Origin of the sequence: Herbiconiux dendrobii, from assembly GCF_052048175.1 — a bacterium.
Taxonomy (GTDB): domain Bacteria; phylum Actinomycetota; class Actinomycetes; order Actinomycetales; family Microbacteriaceae; genus Herbiconiux.
The window spans coordinates 800049-820426 of the sequence record NZ_JBLZQV010000002.1 but is presented as its reverse complement, the minus strand read 5'-3'; the positions used below and the strand labels follow the sequence as shown (position 1 = coordinate 820426).

Here is a 20378-nt window from a genome sequence, read left to right as displayed (position 1 = left end):
CGGCGACGGGGCATCCGACTCGTGCGCGAGGGCGGCTCAGTGCTTGAAGGCGTCCTTGACGTTCTCGCCGGCCTTCTTCGCGTCGGCGCCGACCTGGTCGCCCTTGCCCTCGGCGACCTTCTGGTCGTCTCCGGTGACCTTGCCGACGGCCTCCTTGGCCTTGCCGGCCAGGTCTTGGGCGGCGTTGCCGATCTTGTCGGATGCACTCATGATCCGTTCCTTTCTCGAGGGTGTTCTTCGGTGGTGTTCCCTGTACTACCCTCCCGAACCGACTGCCGGCTGAGAACCGGCAGTCGGTGGGGAGGGAGGTCGGGACTGCAGTGAGGCGGGGGACTCACTGCAGCCGTGTGGTGGAGCGGACGCGGGCACGGAACCCGCCGCTCAGCTGGACGAGGGCCGGCAGCTCCCGGCCGAGCAGCCGGTCGAGCGCGGTCAGGGTGTCGTCGACGATCCGGGAGGCGTCGGCGGGAGAGACTCCGCGACGGCAGGTGACCGAGATCTTCAGCACGGGCTCGTGCCGAACGGCGTAGGTGGAGACGTGCGAGGCGACGAACTCCGGGTGCGTGGCGAGCGCGTCTTCGAGGGTGTGTTCGGCCACCGAGGAGTCGACGAGGATGGTGCCGTCGTCGGCGCGCTCGGTGACGGCGGTGCGGGTGTGGCCGCCGCCCTGGCGCACCACGAAGACGATCAGCAACACGATCGCGAGCACCAGCAGCACGAGCGCGGCCGCGAGCGGCCAGCTCGCTCCGGTGTCGCCGAGCGGGTTGCCCTGCAGGAATCCCGTCACCTGCGAGGAGACGGTTCCGGATGCGCCGACCCAGGCGTCCCGGACGACCGGGACGAGCGCGAGGGCGGCAGCCCCGGCACCCACGATCGCGAGCAGCAGGCCGACGACGAAGACGAGCATCCGGTTCAGGGCCCGGTTGGTGGCGTTCATGCGCCCACCTTCGACTGCTCGGCGACCCGCACCCGTGCCCGCAGGCGGGGCCGCAGGTCGTAATCGGCGAGGCGCTCGTCGACCTCGGACTGCACGGCGGCCCGGTCGACGGGCCGGCCGGCGCTCGGCACCAGCCGCACCTCGGCGACACGGTGCGAGACCGAGACGGTCACGTTGTCGGGGTCGACGTCGGCAGCCAGCGAGGCGTGCCGGGCCAGTGCCGAGGCGATCACCTCGTTGTCGATCACCACGGCGCTCCGTTCGGAGGCCAGGGTGTGCCGGGCACGACGGCCGGGCGAGACGGCGGCGACGAGGAGCAGCACACCGATGACGGCCACGACGATGCCGGCGGCCGCGAGCAGGGCGGTCGGCAGCGCCGGGAGGTTCAGCGCCGAGGAGAACATGTCCGCCGGGGCCACGAGCAGCGCGCCGGAGCCGAGGAGCGACAGCACGATCTCGGTGCCGATCCAGGCGAGCACCACGATCAGCACGACGGCCAGCACGATCGCCAGCAGCGAGCGCGGCGAATGCGTCTCCCGGCGGCTGACGCGGCGGTGCACGCCGGTGTGGTCGGGACGGCCCGTCGGAGCGGCGTCGGCGGCTCGACCGGCCCCCGTGCGGGCGGCCGGAGCCCCGCTGTCGGCTCCGGATGCCGCGGCGGTGGCCGCATCCGGTGACTGGGTGATGCTCATCGCACTCTCTTCTCTGATCGGATGTCGACGCGCTTCTCTGATCGGATGTCGACGCGGGCGACCCGCACCGTCACCCGGCCCACGGTGGAGCCGGTCAGCGCGGGCACGCGATCCCGGATGCTGTCCTGGGCCGCGCCGGCCCGCTCGAGCACGGTGCCGCCGGAGCCGGCCGGCAGCGAGCCGGCGGCGCGGATGCCCTCGAGCGAGGGGACCCGGATGGGGCTGGTGACGGCCACCGCGAGGAGGCCCTTGTCGTCACCCAGCTCGACGCCGACGCCGAGGCCCTCGACGTCGAGGGCCTCGGCGGCGATGGCCGAGACGATGCGGTTCAGGGCCTTCGCCGTGATCCGGTTCCGGCCCCGGTCGCGGTCGGGCGCCTGCGCGGCCACGGCGGGGGCGGGCGGGATCGCGGCGGCGCTCACGAGGAGGAGCGCTTTCCGCGGAAGGCGCCGACCAGGGCCGAGACGTCGAGCTTGCCCTCGACGATGCGGCCGATGAGAGCGCCGACCGCCATCGCCACGGCGACGAAGAAGAAGGCCCAGAAGCCGAGCACGACCCAGGTGAGGGCGAGGACCGCCCCGACCAGGATTCCGGTGCGAGTGGCGGAGGCGGTCACTGGACTCGCGCCTCGGCAGCCTCGTCCTTGTCGTCGGAGGGCAGGTGCACGTCGTTGACGGTCACGTTGACCTCGGTGACCTCGAGACCGACGATGGTCTCGACGGCGCGGATGATGCCGGCACGCACGCCGTCGGCGACGTCCTGCAGCGGGGTGGGGTAGTCGGCGACGATGGTGACGTCGACGGCCACCTGGGTCTCGCCGACCTCGACGCTGATGCCCTGGGTCTGGTCCGTGCCGGCCACGGCCTCACGGATCGCACCGAACGCGCGGGCCGCTCCGCCGCCGAGGGCGTACACGCCGCGGGCCTCGCGAGCGGCGATGCCGGCGACCTTGGCCACGACGCCGTCGTTGATGACGGTCTTGCCGAGTGCGGTCTGGGTGGTGGTGGGCGTCGCGGATCCGACGGTGGCGGGAGTGGGGGTCGTCGTGTTGGCCATGATGGGCTCCTCGGTCAGGGGGACGGATCGCACGATGGTCGCTGCGGTACCGCGTCCCGGTAGGTCGTGGCCCCCGGACTGGAGGCTCTTACCCGTAGGACGAGACGAGGCGCCGATTCGTCACACACATCCCGAAAAATGTTTCGCGGACCTCGTGCGAGGTGTTGGATGAGGTCGTGCCCGTCTCCCGCCCCGCCCCCGGCCCCGCGCTGGAAGACGTCGACGACCGCACCCTCGCGGGCCGCGCCTCGGACGGCGACGTGCGCGCGTTCGAGGTGCTCGTGCGCCGCTACGGCCGGCTGATGCGGGTGTACGCCCGGCGCATCCTGGGCTCGAACGCCGATGTCGACGACGTGGTGCAGGAGGCCTTCCTGCAGGCCTGGCAGCATCTGCCCTCGCTCGAGGAGCTGGCCTCGGTGAAGAGCTGGCTGATGCGGATCGTGGCCAACCGCTCGGTCGACCGCATCCGGGCCCGCCGGGAGCACGCCGACATCGACCAGCACGAGTACGAGGCCCCTGCCTCGGACGCTCCGGAGGCCCGCGCGCAGGTGAACTCGCTCGACGAGGCGCTCTCGGCGGCGCTCTCCCGGCTGCCTGAGGATCAGCGGCGATGCTGGGTGCTGCGCGAGGTCGCGGGCTACAGTTACCTGGACATCGGCGGCGAACTCGATCTGCCGTCGTCGACCGTGAGAGGCCTGATCGCCCGCGCCCGCAAGAACCTGATCCGCGAGATGGAGGAATGGCGATGACCGACCCGCAGACCGCTCCGTCCTCCCCGGCCTCCGCCGCCGGCTCCGCCTTCGCGTCGTTCGAGCCGGACGACCTCGACGGCCACACCATCGACGAGCTGAGCGACTACCTCGACGCCGGCCGGAAGCCCGCCGACCTCTCGATCGACGGCTCCGCCGGCTGCCAGATCGCGCTCGCCGCCCTGGCGCGCCTGCGCGCGGTGTCGACGACGCTGCTCGAGTCGGAGGCCTCCAACGAGCCGGCTCCCGACGAGAACTGGATCAGCGGCATCCTGCAGAGCATCGGGCGCGAGGCCCGGGCCGGGCGGCGCATCCCGGTGTCGCATCCCGACCCGTCGGCCGACCTGGCGCTCACCGAGGGGTCGGTGCGCGGGCTCGTGCGGGCCGCGGGCGACGCCATCCCCGGGCTCGTGATCGGGCGCTGCAGCCTCGACGGCGACGTGACGCTGCCCGGTGAGCCGATCACGGTGCGGATCGAGGCGAGTGCGCTCTGGGGAACCTCCATTCCGGATGCCGCGGCGGCTCTGCGCGACGCCGTGATCGTCGCCCTGGACCGGCACACCGAGCTGGTGCTGGCGGGCGTCGACGTGATCGTGCACGACCTGCTGCCGGCACCCGCATCCGTCGTTCCCGACGACCCGAACGGAGACGAGCGCGCATGAGCCTGACGACACCCGCCCCCGAGCCTTCCGAGGCGCCCGCCACCACCGCCGCCCTGGCCGGAACGGATGCCGCCGCCGCAGAGCCGGCCGGGACGAACCCGGCCGAGAGGAACCTGGCGCGCGAGCTGGCCGCACTGGTGAGCGCGGTTCCCGGCGTGACCGCGCTCTACCCGGCCCGCAGCGCCCCGGCGTCGCTGGTCTCGGCGGTGCTCGCGGTGGCCGCACGTGGGCCGGCCACCGCGGCCGCGGCCATCGCCGAACCGGTCGCCGTGTCCGGTGAACCGGACGCACTGAGCATCTCGGTCACCATCGGGGTCGACGCCTCCGCCTCGGCGGCCGGGCTCTGCCGCACGGTGCACGACCGCCTGCGCGACCACCTGGCCGTGACCGGGCTCCCGCCCGCGGCGAGCATCCGCGTGCACGTCGGCGCCATCGGCTGAGCGCTCCTGCGCCGCGGGTTCCCCTTCCCGCCCGGCAACGACGGAGCCGCAGCCCACATTCGGGCCCCCGATCCGTCGTCGCCCCCGAACCGGATCAGGTTCCGTCGTTCCCCAGGGCTCGGGCGGCCTCGGCCCCTTCGGGGGTGAAGGTGTAGACGCGGCGGCGGTGCAGCTGGGTGGTGGTGTTCTCCTCCCAGGTGGAGGTGATCCAGCCCTGGCGTTCGAGACGTTCCAGGATGGGGTAGATCGTGCCGGAGGGGCGGCCCGAGCGCTTCATGATCTCGAGGCCGAAGATCGGATCGGCGCCGGCGGAGAGCAGGATGGCGAGCACGTCGAGGGTGGGCGCGGTCACCCGCTGCAACGGTTCCATGGGGCCAACGCTATACGGGATGCCCGTCACGGGGAGGGCACGGAGAGGGCGCGGAGCGGGCACGGCGGCGGTCGCGGGTGCACACTGGAGGGCATGGCGGATGCACGCGGCGGGCAGGCGGGATCGGCGGGGGCGCCCGGCCCCGGCGAGGCCCTCGACGAGATCGCGTTCCGGCTCGAGCGGGAGCTGGCGCCCTCGTTCAAGGTGAAGGCGTTCCGGCGCGCGGCGGCGGTTCTCGATCCGCTCTCCGCCGACGACATCGCCGCCCGGGTGGCCGACGGGCGGTTGCGGCGCACGAAGGGCATCGGCGACTCGACCTTCCTGGTGGTGCAGCAGGCCACCGAGGGTGTGGTGCCCGACTACCTGCAGAAGCTGCGCGACCGCGCCGACGCGGGGAGCGGCCCGGGTGACGCGGTCTCCGGTCTGGCGGCAGGACTGCGTGGCGACCTGCACACGCACAGCGACTGGTCCGACGGCACGGTGCCCGTCGAGCTCATGGTGGCCACCGCGCGCCGGCTGGGCCGCGAGTACCTGGCCGTCACCGACCACTCGCCGAGCCTCACCATCGCGCACGGCCTCACCGCGGAGCGCCTGCGCGAGCAGCTCGACCTCGTGGCCGAGCTCGACGGGCGGTACGACGACATCCGGGTGCTCTCGGGCATCGAGGTCGACATCCTGGAGTCGGGCGAGCTCGACCAGCAGCCCGAACTGCTCGACCGGCTCGACGTCGTGGTCGCGAGCGTGCACTCGAAGCTGCGCGCCGACGAGAAGACCATGACCCGGCGGATGCTGGCGGCCATCGAGCATCCGCGCACCACCGTGCTCGGCCACTGCACGGGCCGGCTCGTGAAGGGCTCGCGGGGAACCCGGCCGCCCTCCGACTTCGACGCCGAGCGCGTGTTCGCCGCCTGCGCCGCGAACGGGGTGGCGGTGGAGATCAACGCGCGGCCGGAGCGGCAGGATCCGCCCGACCCGCTGATCGCGCTCGCCCGGGACGCCGGATGCCTGTTCAGCATCGACAGCGACGCGCACGCCCCCGGCCACCTCGGCTTCCTGGGCCTCGGCGCCGCCCGGGCGGAAGCGGCGGACATCCCGCCCGAGCGCATCATCACCACCTGGCCCGTCGACGAGCTCCTCGCCTTCGCCCGCTCCTGATTCCCCGGAGCTCGCGCGGGGAGCGGGTCGGCGCGATTGCGCTTTCCCGCCGGTCATATATGATGTACGAGAGTCGTCGAAGGAGATCCGCATGACAGTGTCGTCGCCGCTGAAGCCGATCTCGGCGAGCTCCCGCACCGCCCACGTGCTCGAGGTGATCAAGGGCGCCATCCTGAACGGCGAGCTGGCCCCGGGCCAGTCGCTCGTGGAATCGGAGCTGGCCGGCCGCCTCGGCGTCTCGAAGACGCCGGTGCGCGAGGCGCTCAAGACGCTCGAGAGCACCGGGCTCGTGGTCATCCGCCCGTACACCGGCACGACCGTGCGCGCGTTCACCGACGACGACGCGGTCGCGATCTACGACATGCGCCTGCTGCTCGAACCCGAGGCCGTTCGCCGCAGCGTCGCCACCGGCGCGGGCCTGGACGAGGCGGCCGAGGCACTCGCCCGGGCGCAGGCCGCGACCGACGGCTCCGAGCGCAGCATCGCCAACCGCGCGTTCCACCGCGCCCTGTACCGGAACTGCGGCAACCCCCTGCTGCTCCAGGCACTCGACGGCCTGCGCGACCAGATCGCGCTCATCTCGGCCGGATCCTGGGCCCGCAGCGCCTCGTGGGAGCAGGAGGCCGGCGAGCACCTTCGCATCCTCGACGCCGCCCGATCCGGCGACTCCGAGGGGGCCGCCCGTCTCGTGCACGAGCACATCGGAGGGTTCGCCCGGAGACAGATCATCGGCCCCCAGGCCGACCGCCCCGATGCGCCGCCGAGCGCCGACACCGAAGAGGGAGGGCTCGACTAACAGGAAAGGAGACGGCTCGTTCACCGCCAAGTTCCCGAGCCGCCCCGTCGTTCACCGCTCCAACCGGAGCGACCACCATTGCTTACGAAGGAGCAACGATGCTTCACCATGATACAAAGCCCGCCCCCACACCCGCCTCGGCGATCCGCCGACGGCGATCGAACATGCGCTGGACGATCGTGGGCTTCTCGGCCCTCGGCCTGACCATCGCGTACCTCGACCGCGCCGCCCTCGCGGTGGCCCTGCCGTTCATGGCGGAGGAGTTCGAGATCGGCCCGGCCATCCAGGGCGTGCTGCTCTCGTCGTTCTTCTGGACCTACGCGCTGTTCCAGATCCCGTCGGGCTGGCTGCTGGACAAGTTCGGTCCGCGGGTGATCTACCCGATCGCCGTCGGCTGGTGGTCGATCTGGACCGCCCTGACCGCGCTCTCCACGGGCGTCGTCTCGACGATCGTGTTCCGCCTCGGTCTCGGCATCGGCGAGGCCCCGGTGCAGCCGGCGAACGTGAAGGTCGTCTCGCGCTGGTTCCCCCGCCGCGAGCGGGCCTTCGCCTCGAGCCTGTTCGACATGGGGCAGCAGATCGGTACGGCGCTGTCGATCCCGGTCGTCACCGCCCTCGCGGTGTTCGCCGGCTGGCGCTTCGCGTTCCTGCTGATCGGCGTGATCGGCGCGCTCTGGGTGGTGGGCTGGCTGGCCGTCTACCGGGCACCCGAGAAGCACAAGCGAGTGAACGCCGAAGAGCTGGAGTACATCAACTCCGACCAGGGCGAGATGGTGGCCGCGGCGGCGACCGGCGAGAAGAAGCCCTGGCGCGCGCTGCTGCGCAACAACCAGGTGTGGGCGCTGATGCTCGGCTACGTCTTCCGCTCGCTGGCCGGCGCCTTCTTCCTCACCTGGTACCCCAGCTACCTGCTGAACGACCGCGGGCTCTCGAAAGAGGAGTTCGGCCTCGTCGGTGCCATCCCGGCCGTCATCGCCATCGGCGCCACCGTGCTCGGCGGCATCGTCTCCGACCGCCTGCTCGCCTCCGGGAAGGTCTCCGCCGGGGCTGCGCGCAAGATCCCGATCATCGCCGGCCTCGTGCTCTCGGCATGCATCGGCTTCAGCCCCTTCATCGAGTCGAACGTGCTCGTGATGGTGGTGCTCACGGTCTCCAGCGCCGCGCACTCCTTCGCCGGCGCCGCCATCCTGAGCCTGCCCGCCGAGGTGGCCGAGTCGCGTGACACCGTGGGCTCGGTGGCCGGCTTCCAGAACTTCGGATCGCAGCTGGGCAACCTGATCAGCCCGATCGCGATCGGCCTGTTCCTTACCTTCAGCAACAACTCCTACATGGGCCCGCTGGTGTTCGCCGCGCTCAGCTGCCTGATCAGCGCCGCGATCTACGGCTTCTGGGTGCGCATCAAGCCGGTGGTGGCGCTCGACGACGTCGACGCCGGCGGCACTCCCCTCACCCCGTCTTCGCCCGCCACCGAAAGGACCCCCTCATGAACCGCGACGCCCTGATCGCGCGCCTGTCCACCGTCGTCGGCATCCCCGTCGTCCCGTACGACGAGTCGGGAGCCATCGATCATCCGCTGCTCGCCGAACTGATCCGGCGCCTGGTCGACCGTGGGGTCACCGCACTCACCCCCAACGGCAACACGGGCGAGTTCTACGCGCTCTCCCCCGAGGAACGGCGGGCGGTGCTGCAGACGGTGACGGATGCGGCGGCCGGCTCCGCGGTGATCATCGGCGGCGTGGGCCTGGACATCGCGACGGCGGCGGCGGATGCCCGCTTCGCCCGCGACGCCGGTGCCGACGCGATCATGATCCACCAGCCGGTGCTGCCCTACCTCTCGCCCGAGGGCTGGGTGGACTACAACCTCGCGATCGCCACCGCCGTGCCCGAGATCGGCGTGGTGCCCTACCTCAGCACGCCGATCGTGACCGGGCGGCAGATCGCCCGGCTGATCGATGCGGCGCCCAACGTCGTGGCCCTGAAGTACTCGGTGCCCGATCCGGTCGTCTTCGCCACGACCCGCTCCGAGGTGGCCGAGCACACCGCATCCGAGGTGCTCTGGATCGCCGGGCTCGCCGAGTCGTACGCGCCCGCCTACTGGCAGGGCGGTGCCCGCGCCTTCACCTCGGGCCTGGTGAACGTGGTGCCCGAGAAGTCGCTGGCGATGCTCGCCGCCCTGCAGCGCGGTGACGCGAGCGGGGCCGAGGAGCTCTGGCGCAGCATCCGGCAGTTCGAGTTCCTGCGGGCGCGCGACCGCTCGGCCGACAACGTGTCGGTGGTGAAGGAGGCCATGCAGCAGCTGGGGCTGTGCCGCCGCGAGGTGCGGCCGCCGAGCGCGCCGCTCACCGCCGCCGCGCGCGACGAGGTGCGCGAGTCGATCGCCGACTGGGCCGCCGCGGGCGTGGGCTCCCCCGTGGGGGCGGGCGCCTGATGCGGATCGAAAGACTCGACACCTACTTGCAACGGGTGGGCGACCGCCCGCGGGTGCTGGTGAAGATCACCACCGACGACGGCGTGGAGGGCTGGGCCGAGGTGTACAACCACGGGCCCGACCTCGCCTTCCCGCCGCTGCTGGAGTACCTGTTCGAGCAGATCAAGGGCATCGACGCGCGCCGCACCTCCTTCGTGGCGCAGCTGCTGCTGCAGTCCTCGCGGTTCCCGCCGGGCGCGCTCGGCCTCGCCGCGCTGGCCGCGATCGACCATGCGCTGTGGGACATCGCGGGCAAGGCCGCCGGCCTGCCGGTGTACCAGCTGCTCGGCGGGGCCGTGCGCGACCGGGTGCGGGTGTACGCCGGACTGTACTCGGCTCCGGATGTTCCCGAGCTGCTCGAGCGCACAACCGCGCTGAACGAGAGCCACGGCTTCACCGCGTTCAAGCTGAGCCCGTACCGCACCGAGCTGCACCGGCACCGTTTCGGCGTCGTCGCGGCGGAACTGGGGCGGTATTTCGGGCAGGTGCGGGAGGCGCATCCGCTCGACTGGGAGTTCGCGTTCGACGCGCACGCCTGCCTGTGGTCTCCCCAGCAGGCCGTGGCACTCGGGGCGGCGCTGGCTCCGCACGATCCGCTCTTCCTGGAGGAGCCGATCCGGCCCGAGTACCTGCCCGCCTGGGGCCGGATCCGCTCCGAGCTCTCGGCGCTGTCGGTGCCGCTGGCGACCGGGGAGTCGCTGTACTCGCCGAACGAGTTCCTCGGGCTGCTGTCGGTGCAGGGCGCCGACATCATCCAGCCCGACATCTGCGTGGTGGGCGGGCTGACCCAGATGGTCAAGATCGCGCACCTCGCCGAGGCGCACTACGTGCCGGTGGCGCCGCACAACCCGCTCGGCCCGCTGGCGACCGCAGCGAACGTGCACTTCGCGGCCGCCACCACGAACTTCTCGATCCTGGAGTACAAGCCCGACCCGGTGGCCTGGTGCCACGACCCCTACGAGCCGGTCGACGGCCATCTCGAGCTGCGGGCCGATCGGCCCGGCTGGGGAATCACCATCGACGAGCAGGCGCTGCAGCACGACGACTGGGTGCACTGGGAGCGACGCGTGCCGGTGAAGCCCGACGGCTCGACGGCCTGGATGTGAGAGACGAGACCATGACGCAGATCATCAGCACGAACCCCGCCACCGGGGCGGAGCATCCGCTCGACATCGAGGAGACGGATGCCGCGGGCCTCGCCGCCGCCGTCGAGTCCGCGGCGCGGGCCACCACCGCGCTCGGCGCCCTGGGGCGCCTCGGCCGGGCCGGGCTGCTCGAGTCGATCGCCGATGCCCTCGAAGCGCGGCGCGACGGCATCGTGGCCACCGCCGATTCGGAGACCGCCCTCGGGCCGGTGCGCCTGAACGGCGAGCTCACCCGCACGGCCTACCAGCTGCGCTTCTTCGCCGAGGTGCTGCGCGAGGGCTCGTACCTCGAAGCCGTCATCGACCACGCCGGCGACACCCCGATGGGTCCGCGCCCCGACCTCCGGCGCCTGCTCGTTCCGGTCGGGCCGGTGGCCGTGTACGCCGCCAGCAACTTCCCGCTCGCCTTCTCGGTGCCGGGCGGCGACACGGCGGCCGCGCTGGCGGCCGGCTCGGGGGTCGTGGTGAAGGCGCATCCGGCGCATCCCGCGACGAGTGCTCTGGTGGGGTCGATCATCGCCTCGGTGACGTCGCCGCTGGTGGGCACCGCCGTCTCGGTGGTCTACGGCTACCAGGCCGGCATCGACCTCGTGCAGGCGCCGGCCATCCGCGCCGCGAGCTTCACCGGCTCGCCCGCGGGCGGGCGGGCGCTGGCCGAGCTGGCCGACGCCCGGCCCGAGCCGATCCCGTTCTACGGGGAGCTCGGCAGCATCAATCCGGTGCTCGTGTCGCCCGAGGCCGCGGCGGCGCGCGCCGACTCGATCGGCATCGGTCTCGGCGGCTCGATCCTGCTGGGCGGCGGCCAGTTCTGCACCAAGCCGGGAGTGGCGCTCGTGCCGGTGGGCCCTGACGGGGACGCGCTCGTGGCGAGACTCGCAGCCACGATCGCCGACGCCTCCGCCAAGCCGGCCCTGACCGCGGGCATGGCGGCGGCCTACGCGAAGGGGCTCTCGGCTCTCGCGGCCGTTCCGGGCGCGCGGCTGGCGGCGGGTCCGTCCCGCGCCTCCGATGTCGAGGCCGACGCGGCGGCCGGCACCACGCCGCCGGCCCTGATCGAGTTCAGCGGCGACGACCTCGCGCCGCAGCTGGCCGAGGAGACCTTCGGCCCGGTGGCCGTCGTGGCACGCTACCGCGACGACGAGCACGCCGCCCGAATGCTCGCCTCGCTTCCCGGCGCCCTCACCGGCACGCTCTTCCTCGAACCCGGCGACACCGGCGTGCCCGCGGCGCGGGCGGCGATCTCGGCGCGGGTGGGGCGCATCCTCTACGACCAGTACCCCACCGGCGTCGCCGTGGCGTGGGCGCAGAACCATGGCGGCCCGTGGCCCTCGACCGACTCGGTGCACACCTCGGTGGGCGCCACCTCGATCCGCCGCTACCTGCGGCCGGTGGCCTGGCAGAACGCCCCGGCCGCGGAGCTGCCGCCGGAACTGCGCGACGGCGCCTCGGCGATCCCGCGCCGCGTCGACGGCGTGCTGGTGCTGCCCGAGGCCTGACGTGCGGTCGTGGCGGGGTCAGTCGCCTCCGCCACCTCCGCCGTCGCCCCCTCCACCGTCGCCCCCACCGCCGCCGGAGTCGCCACCGCCACCGGAGTCACCGCCGGAGTCGCCAGGCGTGCCCTTGTCATCACCCGGTCCGCCCCCGTCACCGTCGCCGCGCTGCCCGTGAGGCGTGCCGGCGCTCGAACTCCCGGTGTCGACGAAGACAGCTCCCCCGCCCGCATCCGACCGGTCCCGCGAGCCGGACGGGCGGCCGGGCCGCCGCGCGACCCAGGCGATGACCGCCACCACGATGCCCACGGCCATCCCGATGCCGATCCCGAACCCGGCACCGATCGAGGGCACCAGCATCCCGACGACCACGCCGACGAGCAGTCCGCCGACCACCCCGCCGACCACGTACCGGGCCATCCCTGCGTCTTCCGATTCCCCTGCGCTCATGCCCGCCACCCTAACGACGACGGCCGCGGCCCGCACCCGTCCGGGTTCCAGGTCGCGGCCGCCGTCAAGGGCAGGCGAGAACGTTACGCCTGGCCGATGCCCACCTGCTCAGGGGCGACGCCGGCGCCGGGGGCCGAGGGCTCCAGGGCGGCGGCGACGCGGGCCGAGAGGGTGGGATCGACGTTCGCCCAGTACTGCAGCACGCGCTCGCGCAGCGACGGGATGGTCACCTTCGAGACGTGGCCGGCGATGTTCGAGACCAGCCGGTCACGGGCGGCGTCGTCGAGCACCTCGCGCACGAGGGTGCCGGCCTGGCCGAAGTCGTCGTCCTCCGGATGCAGCGTGGCCGCCGTGCGCATCAGCTCGCCGTCCGACTCCCAGCCGGAGTCGTCGCCGTGCCGCTCGGGCGAGGCGTGCGGGCCGCCGAACGAGTTCGGCGCGTACACGGGCAGTGCGGCGTCCCGGAAGTCGGTGCGCATCGCGCCGTCCTTCGAGTACGAGTTCACCGTGGTCGCGTGCGGCGCGTTCACCGGCAGCTGCGCGTGGTTGGTGCCCACGCGGTAGCGGTGCGCATCCGCGTAGCTGAAGATGCGGGCGAGCAGCATCTTGTCGGGCGAGGCCGCGATGCCGGGCACGAAGTTCGAGGGCGCGAAGGTGGCCTGCTCGATCTGCGCGAAGTAGTTCTCCGGGTTGCGGTTGAGCTCCATGGTGCCGACCTCGATCAGCGGGTAGTCGGCGTGCGGCCACACCTTCGTGAGGTCGAAGGGGTTGAAGCGGTAGCTCGCGGCATCCGCGTAGGGCATGATCTGCACCGAGAGCGTCCACGACGGGAAGTCCTCCCGCGCGATCGCCTCGGAGAGGTCGCGGATGTGGAAGTCCGCATCCTCGCCGGCGATCTGGTCGGCGGCATCCTGCGACAGGATCTCGATGCCCTGGTTGGTCTTGAAGTGGTACTTCACCCAGAACTTCTCGCCCGCGGCGTTGATCCACTGGTAGGTGTGCGAGCCGAAGCCGTCCATGTGACGCCAGGAGGCGGGCAGGCCGCGGTCGCCCATCAGCCAGGTCACCTGGTGCGCGCTCTCGGGCGAGAGGGTCCAGAAGTCCCACTGCATGTTGTGATCGCGCAGGTGCGTGCCGGGCAGGCGCTTCTGCGAACGGATGAAGTCGGGGAACTTGATGCCGTCGCGGATGAAGAAGACGGGGGTGTTGTTGCCCACGAGGTCGTAGTTGCCCTCGTCGGTGTAGAACTTCAGGGCGAAGCCGCGCGGGTCACGCCAGGTGTCGGGCGAGCCCTGCTCGCCGGCGACGGTGGAGAAGCGGGCCAGCATCTCGACGGATGCTCCGGGCTGGAACAGCGAGGCGCGGGTGTAGGCGCTCACGTCGCCGGTGGTGGTGAAGGTGCCGAAGGCGCCGCCGCCCTTGGCGTGCACGACGCGCTCGGGAACGCGCTCGCGGTTGAACTGCGCGAGCTTCTCGACGAGGTAGTGATCGTGGAGGACGACGGGTCCGTCGGCGCCGACGCTCTGCGAGTGGTCGTCGCTGGCGACAGGGGCACCCGAATTCGTGGTGGTGTAGTTGTCGGTCATGGTCTCCTCATTCGTTTTCATGATCTGTACTCGCCTTTCCTGACCGGGCCTGGACGGTCCGGCCGGGCCTCGACCTTCATGATCCGGCCTGGAGCTCCTGGCAGGCCGGGCACAGGCCCCAGAAGGTCACCTCGGCCGTGGTCACCCGGAAGCCGCCGGTCGACGCGGGCGTGAGGCAGGGCGCGGCCCCGTGCACGCAGTCCACGTCTTCGACGGCGCCGCATCCGGTGCACACCACGTGGTGGTGGTTGTCGCCGATGCGCCGCTCGTAGCGCGCCGGCGAACCGGCGGGCTCGATGCGGCGGATGAGCCCCGCCTCCGTCAGCGCGTTGAGCACGACGTAGGTGGCCTGCAACGAGAACCCGGGCAGTTCGGCGGCAGCCCGGCGATGCACGGCGTCGGCGTCGGCGTGAGGCAGCTCTTCGAGCACCCGCAGCACCTCCAGGCGCTGCCCGGTGACGCGCAGCCCGGCCTCCCGGATGCGCGTCTCCAGCTCGATGGTCATGGAACGACCGTAGCCGCTAATTATGAACAATTCATAATTAGCGGCTACCGTCGGCGTGTCGCCCTGGTGACCTCTCGCAGGTCAGCGGCTGCAGACCGCCAGGTCGTCGACGCTCTTGGTCACCGAGGCCTCGCCGCCGATCACCGTCACCCGGGTGGCCCCGAGATCGGTGATCTGGTCACGCGTCTCCTTCGGCACGCAGCCGCCGGGGATCGTGAACAGCGGTGCGTCGATGCGGGGCGCGTAGGCCGAGGCCGAGAGCGCGTCCGTGAACGTCAGACCGGTCGTGAGCAGCACGCGGTCGGCGGTGTCGAAGAAGTACGCGTTGATGTTCCGCGATGCTTCGAACCGGTCCGCACCGCCGAGCCGCTCGGTCGGCGCGATCGTCTTCGCGTCGGCGAGGATGCCGGCCGAGACCGACGCCTCACCGCCCACGATGACGAGCTTGTCGACTCCCAGGTCGGTGAGCAGCGCCTTCGTGGCGGCATCCAGCGTGGGCCGGCTGCCGTTCACGAGGATGACCGGAGCCTCACCGGCCACCGCCGCACCCGCGGAGAGCGCGTCGGCGAACGACGTGCCCGTGGCGAGCACCGCGTACGGAGCGCCGTCGGGGAAGGCGGCCTTCGCCACGTTCCGCGACACCTCGAACCGGTCGGCCCCGCCGATGCGGGTAACGGTGCCGAGCGTCTTCAGCTCGGTCTCGACCGCGGTGGAGACCGTCGCCGGCCCGCCCACGATCACGATGTTCTTCGCACCGAGGCGCACGATCTCGTCGCGCACCGCCTGCGGCAGCACACCGTTCTGCGTGAGCAGGATCGGGCCGCTGTCGACCGTCGCGGCCGGGGCCGCGGCGAGCGCGTCGGGGAAGACCTCGCCCGAGGTGACGTAGACCGAGTCCGCGCCGTCGGGGAAGCCGTCCTTCGACAGGTTCGCCGAGACCTCGAAGCGGTCGGCTCCGGCGATGCGGTCGACCTCCGGCGGGTTCGGCAGACCGTTCGCGACGGTGACCGGGATGCGCACCACGGTGCCGCTCGGCGACGCGGTGAGCACCAGCTCGCTGTTCTTGTAGGCGTCGACCGGAACCTCGACGGAGACCGTCGCACTCCCGTTCGTGACCGTGATGGGAGCGAACGTCGCCGCCGATCCCGTCCAGGTCGCCGTGAGCGAGGTGTTCTGCGGGCTGCCGAGCGACGTCAGGTCCAGACCCGACACGGTCGCCGACACGTCGGCGCCCAGCTCCACGTCACCGGCGGTGACGCCGCTGACCTGCACGGCCTGGCGGGCGAAGTCGGGCGTGAGGCCCGGGTTCGACTGCAGGTACGAGATCCACGCGTCACGGTCGACCAGACCCGAGTCGCGCGTGTTCGTGCCGTTGGTGAACTCGCGGAAGTTGTCGCCTCCCTGGAGCAGGAAGTTGAACGACCCGATGCGGTACGAGGCCGCGGGGTCGATCGGCTCACCGTCGATCCAGATGCCGGTGATGTGCGATCCGCGGGCGGCCGTGGCGTCGAACGTGTAGGTCACGTTCTTCGACAGGCCGAGCTGCAGGTAGGGCCGCGACGGCACGGTGCCGTCGGGGTTGGTCTGCCACTGCTGCTCGAGGACGGTCTTGAACTGCGCGCCCGTGAGCGAGGTCGTCCAGAGGTTGTTCACGAACGGCAGCACCGCATTGGCCTCGGCGTAGGTCACCGTGCCGTCGGTGTTCGCGGGGTTCGACGTGGTGTCGCCCTTGAACAGCAGCTCGGCACGCAGACCACCGGGGTTCACGACCCCGATCTCCGCGCCGCCACGATCGGCGTCGCTGAGCGACGACACGAGCGAGTCGGCCACCAGGTCGCCGAGGGTCGACTCCGAGGCGCGGTCGTCGCGCGAGCCGCCCACGTAGACGCCGTCGACGTAGCTGCCGCCGGTGTTCGCGGAGGTGATGTCGGCGGTGACCGAGCCCTTGGGCTGGTTGCCGATCTCGGCCGCGTAGGCGAGCGCCGCATCCGTGATCGTCTTCACCTCGGCCACGGCCGGGTAGGTGCTGACGAGCTGGGCGTCGAGCGCGGCGCTGAGCGCTGCGGTCTCGGCCGCGTCCTTCCCGGTCGCCGAGGCGAGGCGCTTCACGTTGGTGGCCGTGTAGCTCACCAGCTCGTGCGTCTCAGGATCGATGCTGAGCTTCACCTGGCCGATGTTCTCGCCGTAGTTGCCGGTCTGCAGCACGGGGCGGGTCTTGTCGGTGCCCTTGACGGGACCGTCCCAGGCGTACTGCTTGTGGGTGTGGCCGGTGAAGATCGCGGCGACCTTCGCATCCGTGTCGTTCACGATCTTCGCGAACGCGCCGCCCTCGGCGAGCTCCTGCTCGAGGGTCGCACCCTCGACGAGGCCGGCTCCGGCACCCTCGTGGTAGCTGGCGATGAGCACGTCGGCTTCGCCGTTGGACTCGTCACCGTCGGTGAGCTGGGCTGCGACGCGGTTCACCGCGTCGACCGGGTCGCCGAAAACGAGGCCCGAGATGCCGCCGGGCGACACCAGCGAGGGCGTCTCCTGCGTGATCGCGCCGATGACTCCCACGCGGAGCCCACCGACCTGCTCGATCGCGTACTCGGGCAGCGCCGGGGTGGTGGTGCCCTTCTCGTAGACGTTCGCACCGAGGTAGGCCCACGTCGCGTTGCGCGCGTCGTCGGCACCGATGATGCGGTCGGTGAGGTCGGTGAAGCCCTGGTCGAACTCGTGGTTGCCCACGGCGCTCGTCTTCAGGCTCAGCGCGTTCAGCACGTCGATGGTCGGCTGGTCCTGCTGCACGCTCGAGGCGAACAGCGAGGCGCCCACGTTGTCACCCGAGGAGATGAACATCGAGTTCGGGCTCTGAGCCTTCAGCTGCTCGATCGTTCCGGCGAACTTGACCGTGTTGGCATCGATGCGACCGTGGAAGTCGTTGATGTCGATCAGGTTCAGGTCGACGGTCGCCGGAGCGGCCTCACCGAACGAGTAACCGACGATCACCGGGTCGTGGTCGCTGGAGCGGAACACGCTCTCGTCGTAGAAGTTCGTCGCGTTGTAGTTGAAGCGGCTGTACTCCTTGGCGATCGACTCGCCCGAGTTGATGTTCCAGATGTCGACGCCGTCGACCTTCGCATCCGCCGAGGGCGAGGCGAAGACGTGGTCGAGCGAACCGCTCTCGCCGCTGAACGAGTAGCTGAACTTGCCCGTCTTCGCGCCCTGGTCGACGTAGCCGGCATCCGTCAGCGCCACCGCCGGGTCTTCCTTCGAATAGGCGTTGAAGTCACCGATCAGAAAGACGTCGGTGATGCCGAGCTCGGCCTGCAGCGACGAGGAGAACGACAGCAGGGCTGCCGCCTGACGCGTGCGGTCTCCGTTGAAGGCGCCCTGGATACCGTTGGCGTTGTCACCCGTCGCGGGCGGCGTGCTGTCGCCCTTGGACTTGAAGTGGTTGACGATGGCGATGAACGCTTCATCGTCTCCGGATGCTCCGGCCGGCTTGAACTCCTGCGCCAGCGGCTGACGGGCGTTCGAGAAGGCCGGGTCGATCAGCACGCGCGACTCGCCCACGGGCTCGACGGCGGCCTTCTTGTAGATGAAGGCGGTGCGGATGACGTCCTGCTGAGCCAGCGGCGGCAGCGCGTCGGCGGCGGGCGAGGGCACGAAGGCCCATACGTTGCTGCCGGCGGCCGCGTTCAGCGCGGTGACCAGGGTCGACAGGGCCGAGTCGCGCTCGTCGCCGAACTTGGCCGAGTTCTCGATCTCCTCGAGCGAGACGACCTCGGCGCCGAGGCCGTTGATGGCCGCGACGATCTTGGCCTGCTGGCGGGCGAGGTCTTCGGGCTCGGCCGCACCGCGGGCATCGCAGCCCCGGTTGACAGTCACCGGGTCGCCCTCGCGGTCGGTGTAGAAGGTGCAGCCGGTGAGGGTGTCACCGGTGGTGGTGAAGTAGTTCAGCACGTTGAAGCCGGCGATCTGGATGTCGCCGCCGAGGGTGGCCGGAGCGTTCTCCCGCACGTCGCTGAAGGTCGCCGGCAGGGCGCCGTCGGCCGTGAGCTGCGTGGTGGGCTGGAACTTCCAGGTGCTGTTGCGGTAGTCGAAGATCACCGGGCTCGTGAACGAGACCGCGGAGCCGACCGTGATCGCCGCATCCTGCGTGAGGTAGGGCAGCGGGAGGTTCTTGTTCGCCGTGGCGCCAAGAAAGTTCAGGCTGGAGCCGTCGTCGAGCGTCACCGCGCGAGCGGCGTTGTCGGCCACGGCCGCGGTGTACTCCGGCGTGCCGGGGCGTGCGATCTCGGTGGGGGTGAGCAGCGGGGTGCTGCCGGAGGCCAGACCGATCTCGGCGTACTGGTTGGTGGAGTAGGTGTCGCTCACCGTGAACTCGCCCTGCGGCGCGAGCAGCATGCCCTCCAGCGACTCGCGCTGGGTGGCGTCGGCGGGCAGCGCCACCGTGGCGGGCACCGGAGCGGTGACCGTCGAGGCATCGAGCTTCACCAGGCCGTCGGCGTTGTCGACGCTGATCTGGCTCAGGTCGAAGTACTCGCTGACCGGGCCGGTGACCTGCACGTAGTCACCAATGGCGACGGATGCGGCGGTGCTCGGCGAGTAGACGAACAGGGCGTCCGAAGCCGTGTGCGTGGCGAAGTCGATCGCCCCGCCGGTGCCCTCGGTCTGCAGGTAGAAGCCCGCGAACCCGCCGGTGGCGTAGGCCGCCGTGACGACTCCCGTGGTGGTGACCGTCTGGCCGGCGAGCGGGGAGGCGGCGCCGGAACCCTGGATGTCGGCGATCGGGGTGATCGTCGGGTCAGCCGGCTCTGTGGGATCGGTCGGATCAGTGGGATCGGTCGGGTCCGTGGGATCCGTCGGGTCGCTGGGGTCGGTGGGGTCCGTGCCCTCCGCCGAGTTCTGCGGCGTCACCGTGGCGGTCGACACGAAGTCGGCCGCGTTGCTGTCGGTGTCGGCGAAGCCGGTGCGCGCGAGCGAGTTGGGGGTGCCGTTGGGGCCGTCGACGACCGCGACCGCGCCCTCGAAGGTGTTGGAGGTGCCGTAGCCGAGCAGGTCGACGATGTCGTCGGCGCCCGTCACCGATCCGGGGGCCGGAGCCAGCGCGGTGGTGGTGTCGGCGAGGATGAGCGTGCCGTTCGTGCCCGAGGGGTTGATGGTGCCGCCGAGGTCGAGATCGGGGGTGGGCAGCGCCGCGCCGTTGGCCGCGTTGCCGTCGATCTGCACGAGGAAGTAGCCGTCGGGAGCGATGCTGCCGGTGAGCGGCGCGACGCCGTTCGCGGCTCCCGTTCCGCTGGCCGAGCGGTACTGCAGCGACCAGCCGTCGAGCGACACCGCCGCCTCACCCGGGTTGTAGAGCTCGATGAACTTCTTGGCGAAGGGGGCCCCGGCGCTGCCGCCCTTGAGGTAGGCCTCGTTGATGACGACACCGGCCCCGTCGACACTGGCGGAGGCGGATGATGCGACGCCGACGAGGGGTGCTGCGAACAGCGCACCTCCCGCGATCGTCGCGAGAATCGCTTTCGCGGTTCTCCAGGCGGATGCAGACATGGAACTCCTAGCAGTCACGGCTCACACGGATTCGGCCATGCTAGGTGCCCCCGGTAACGAAAGGAAGACTGAACATTTCATCCAGGTAAATTAAGTGGAACTGAAGAAATGTCACCCCCTTGGGGGTCAAAAGGCTAGCGCAGGGGGCATCCGGATGCAAGGAATGCGCCCCCGGACGGGTTACATTCCGATTAACTTCTGTGGCCCGGGCAGTGCGCCGCGATCAGAGGCCTGCGCGGAGTGCCGCAAGCCCCTACCTCTGCGTGAGCACCGTGGGTAGTCTGTGGAGACCGCATCGCGGCGGGCGCTCGCACCGGCCCTCCTCCTCGCGGTACGCAAA

The 20378-nt window shown here is 71.2% G+C and carries 20 protein-coding genes; 9 read left to right on the top strand and 11 right to left on the bottom strand.

The annotated features are described in order from the left end of the window. Positions 1-36: 36 nt before the first annotated feature. The 6 genes from ACN4JJ_RS08770 to ACN4JJ_RS08745 form a co-directional block, all read right to left on the bottom strand. The gene (locus ACN4JJ_RS08770; protein WP_440709526.1) at positions 37-210 is read right to left on the bottom strand and encodes a CsbD family protein; all 174 of its coding nucleotides are present in this window, start codon (positions 208-210) and stop codon (positions 37-39) included. Between the two features lie 124 nt (positions 211-334). Then, positions 335-937 (bottom strand): hypothetical protein, encoded by a 603-nt coding sequence (locus tag ACN4JJ_RS08765; protein ID WP_440709525.1) that lies wholly within the window; start codon positions 935-937, stop codon positions 335-337. Next, entirely contained in the window at positions 934-1629 is a 696-nt protein-coding gene (locus ACN4JJ_RS08760) for a DUF6286 domain-containing protein (protein ID WP_440709524.1), read from the bottom strand. The genes ACN4JJ_RS08765 and ACN4JJ_RS08760 overlap by 4 nt, the downstream gene beginning before the upstream one ends. Further along, complete coding sequence (locus tag ACN4JJ_RS08755) at positions 1626-2051, bottom strand: hypothetical protein (protein WP_440709523.1); 426 nt, start codon at positions 2049-2051, stop codon at positions 1626-1628. Before ACN4JJ_RS08755 ends, ACN4JJ_RS08760 begins: the two co-directional genes overlap by 4 nt. After that, positions 2048-2245, bottom strand: a complete 198-nt coding sequence (locus ACN4JJ_RS08750; protein ID WP_440709522.1) for a DUF2273 domain-containing protein — start codon at positions 2243-2245, stop codon at positions 2048-2050. Before ACN4JJ_RS08750 ends, ACN4JJ_RS08755 begins: the two co-directional genes overlap by 4 nt. Next, positions 2242-2685 carry an Asp23/Gls24 family envelope stress response protein gene (locus ACN4JJ_RS08745; protein WP_440709521.1) on the bottom strand — a complete coding sequence of 148 codons (444 nt, stop codon included), beginning with the start codon at positions 2683-2685 and terminating at the stop codon, positions 2242-2244. The genes ACN4JJ_RS08750 and ACN4JJ_RS08745 overlap by 4 nt, the downstream gene beginning before the upstream one ends. A gap of 176 nt (positions 2686-2861) precedes the next feature. Between ACN4JJ_RS08745 and ACN4JJ_RS08740 the strand changes: the two genes are divergently transcribed. The 3 genes from ACN4JJ_RS08740 to ACN4JJ_RS08730 are packed head-to-tail and all read left to right on the top strand — an operon-like array spanning position 2862 to position 4536. Continuing rightward, a complete protein-coding gene (locus tag ACN4JJ_RS08740) occupies positions 2862-3434 on the top strand; it encodes an RNA polymerase sigma factor (RefSeq protein ID WP_440709520.1) in 573 nt (190 codons plus the stop codon). Continuing rightward, on the top strand, positions 3431-4096 hold the full coding sequence (locus ACN4JJ_RS08735) for an Asp23/Gls24 family envelope stress response protein (protein ID WP_440709519.1): 666 nt from the start codon (positions 3431-3433) through the stop codon (positions 4094-4096). Before ACN4JJ_RS08740 ends, ACN4JJ_RS08735 begins: the two co-directional genes overlap by 4 nt. Further along, positions 4093-4536 carry a hypothetical protein gene (locus ACN4JJ_RS08730; protein WP_440709518.1) on the top strand — a complete coding sequence of 148 codons (444 nt, stop codon included), beginning with the start codon at positions 4093-4095 and terminating at the stop codon, positions 4534-4536. The genes ACN4JJ_RS08735 and ACN4JJ_RS08730 overlap by 4 nt, the downstream gene beginning before the upstream one ends. 94 nt (positions 4537-4630) lie before the next feature. Here ACN4JJ_RS08730 and ACN4JJ_RS08725 read toward each other — a convergent pair whose 3' ends face one another. Further along, entirely contained in the window at positions 4631-4906 is a 276-nt protein-coding gene (locus ACN4JJ_RS08725; RefSeq protein WP_440709517.1) for a PadR family transcriptional regulator, read from the bottom strand. Between the two features lie 93 nt (positions 4907-4999). On the opposite strand from ACN4JJ_RS08725, the gene ACN4JJ_RS08720 reads away from it, so the two are divergent. The 6 genes from ACN4JJ_RS08720 (at position 5000) to ACN4JJ_RS08695 (ending at position 11965) form a co-directional block, all read left to right on the top strand. Next, positions 5000-6061, top strand: coding sequence for a PHP domain-containing protein (locus ACN4JJ_RS08720; protein WP_440709516.1), 1062 nt, complete (start codon positions 5000-5002; stop codon positions 6059-6061). Between the two features lie 91 nt (positions 6062-6152). After that, positions 6153-6857 carry a GntR family transcriptional regulator gene (locus ACN4JJ_RS08715; protein ID WP_440709515.1) on the top strand — a complete coding sequence of 235 codons (705 nt, stop codon included), beginning with the start codon at positions 6153-6155 and terminating at the stop codon, positions 6855-6857. Positions 6858-6955: 98 nt separating this feature from the next. Further along, on the top strand, positions 6956-8344 hold the full coding sequence (locus ACN4JJ_RS08710) for an MFS transporter (protein WP_440709514.1): 1389 nt from the start codon (positions 6956-6958) through the stop codon (positions 8342-8344). Continuing rightward, on the top strand, positions 8341-9285 hold the full coding sequence (locus ACN4JJ_RS08705) for a dihydrodipicolinate synthase family protein (RefSeq protein WP_440709513.1): 945 nt from the start codon (positions 8341-8343) through the stop codon (positions 9283-9285). The genes ACN4JJ_RS08710 and ACN4JJ_RS08705 overlap by 4 nt, the downstream gene beginning before the upstream one ends. Further along, entirely contained in the window at positions 9285-10430 is a 1146-nt protein-coding gene (locus tag ACN4JJ_RS08700; RefSeq protein ID WP_440709512.1) for a mandelate racemase/muconate lactonizing enzyme family protein, read from the top strand. Before ACN4JJ_RS08705 ends, ACN4JJ_RS08700 begins: the two co-directional genes overlap by 1 nt. An 11-nt stretch (positions 10431-10441) precedes the next feature. Beyond that, positions 10442-11965, top strand: a complete 1524-nt coding sequence (locus tag ACN4JJ_RS08695) for an aldehyde dehydrogenase family protein (RefSeq protein WP_440709511.1) — start codon at positions 10442-10444, stop codon at positions 11963-11965. Between the two features lie 18 nt (positions 11966-11983). On the opposite strand, the gene ACN4JJ_RS08690 is transcribed toward ACN4JJ_RS08695, so the two are convergent. The 4 genes from ACN4JJ_RS08690 to ACN4JJ_RS08675 form a co-directional block, all read right to left on the bottom strand. After that, positions 11984-12409, bottom strand: coding sequence for a hypothetical protein (locus ACN4JJ_RS08690; RefSeq protein WP_440709510.1), 426 nt, complete (start codon positions 12407-12409; stop codon positions 11984-11986). A gap of 83 nt (positions 12410-12492) precedes the next feature. Further along, complete coding sequence (locus tag ACN4JJ_RS08685; protein WP_440709509.1) at positions 12493-13995, bottom strand: catalase; 1503 nt, start codon at positions 13993-13995, stop codon at positions 12493-12495. 76 nt (positions 13996-14071) lie between these two features. Beyond that, positions 14072-14500 carry a Fur family transcriptional regulator gene (locus ACN4JJ_RS08680; RefSeq protein WP_440709508.1) on the bottom strand — a complete coding sequence of 143 codons (429 nt, stop codon included), beginning with the start codon at positions 14498-14500 and terminating at the stop codon, positions 14072-14074. Positions 14501-14581: 81 nt separating this feature from the next. Then, positions 14582-20038 carry an ExeM/NucH family extracellular endonuclease gene (locus tag ACN4JJ_RS08675; protein ID WP_440709507.1) on the bottom strand — a complete coding sequence of 1819 codons (5457 nt, stop codon included), beginning with the start codon at positions 20036-20038 and terminating at the stop codon, positions 14582-14584. Positions 20039-20378: the final 340 nt, after the last annotated feature.

Excerpts from the sequence above, each read along its gene's own strand:
- ACN4JJ_RS08710 (WP_440709514.1), top strand. The coding sequence starts at position 6,956 with ATGCTTCACCATGATACAAAGCCCGCCCCCACACCCGCCTCGGCGATC.
- ACN4JJ_RS08695 (WP_440709511.1), top strand. The coding sequence starts at position 10,442 with ATGACGCAGATCATCAGCACGAACCCCGCCACCGGGGCGGAGCATCCG.
- ACN4JJ_RS08735 (WP_440709519.1), top strand. The coding sequence starts at position 3,431 with ATGACCGACCCGCAGACCGCTCCGTCCTCCCCGGCCTCCGCCGCCGGC.
- ACN4JJ_RS08725 (WP_440709517.1), bottom strand. The coding sequence starts at position 4,906 with ATGGAACCGTTGCAGCGGGTGACCGCGCCCACCCTCGACGTGCTCGCC.
- ACN4JJ_RS08730 (WP_440709518.1), top strand. The coding sequence starts at position 4,093 with ATGAGCCTGACGACACCCGCCCCCGAGCCTTCCGAGGCGCCCGCCACC.
- ACN4JJ_RS08685 (WP_440709509.1), bottom strand. The coding sequence starts at position 13,995 with ATGACCGACAACTACACCACCACGAATTCGGGTGCCCCTGTCGCCAGC.
- ACN4JJ_RS08760 (WP_440709524.1), bottom strand. The coding sequence starts at position 1,629 with ATGAGCATCACCCAGTCACCGGATGCGGCCACCGCCGCGGCATCCGGA.
- ACN4JJ_RS08770 (WP_440709526.1), bottom strand. The coding sequence starts at position 210 with ATGAGTGCATCCGACAAGATCGGCAACGCCGCCCAAGACCTGGCCGGC.
- ACN4JJ_RS08700 (WP_440709512.1), top strand. The coding sequence starts at position 9,285 with ATGCGGATCGAAAGACTCGACACCTACTTGCAACGGGTGGGCGACCGC.
- ACN4JJ_RS08680 (WP_440709508.1), bottom strand. The coding sequence starts at position 14,500 with ATGACCATCGAGCTGGAGACGCGCATCCGGGAGGCCGGGCTGCGCGTC.
- ACN4JJ_RS08705 (WP_440709513.1), top strand. The coding sequence starts at position 8,341 with ATGAACCGCGACGCCCTGATCGCGCGCCTGTCCACCGTCGTCGGCATC.
- ACN4JJ_RS08690 (WP_440709510.1), bottom strand. The coding sequence starts at position 12,409 with ATGAGCGCAGGGGAATCGGAAGACGCAGGGATGGCCCGGTACGTGGTC.
- ACN4JJ_RS08715 (WP_440709515.1), top strand. The coding sequence starts at position 6,153 with ATGACAGTGTCGTCGCCGCTGAAGCCGATCTCGGCGAGCTCCCGCACC.
- ACN4JJ_RS08765 (WP_440709525.1), bottom strand. The coding sequence starts at position 937 with ATGAACGCCACCAACCGGGCCCTGAACCGGATGCTCGTCTTCGTCGTC.
- ACN4JJ_RS08675 (WP_440709507.1), bottom strand. The coding sequence starts at position 20,038 with ATGTCTGCATCCGCCTGGAGAACCGCGAAAGCGATTCTCGCGACGATC.
- ACN4JJ_RS08745 (WP_440709521.1), bottom strand. The coding sequence starts at position 2,685 with ATGGCCAACACGACGACCCCCACTCCCGCCACCGTCGGATCCGCGACG.
- ACN4JJ_RS08720 (WP_440709516.1), top strand. The coding sequence starts at position 5,000 with ATGGCGGATGCACGCGGCGGGCAGGCGGGATCGGCGGGGGCGCCCGGC.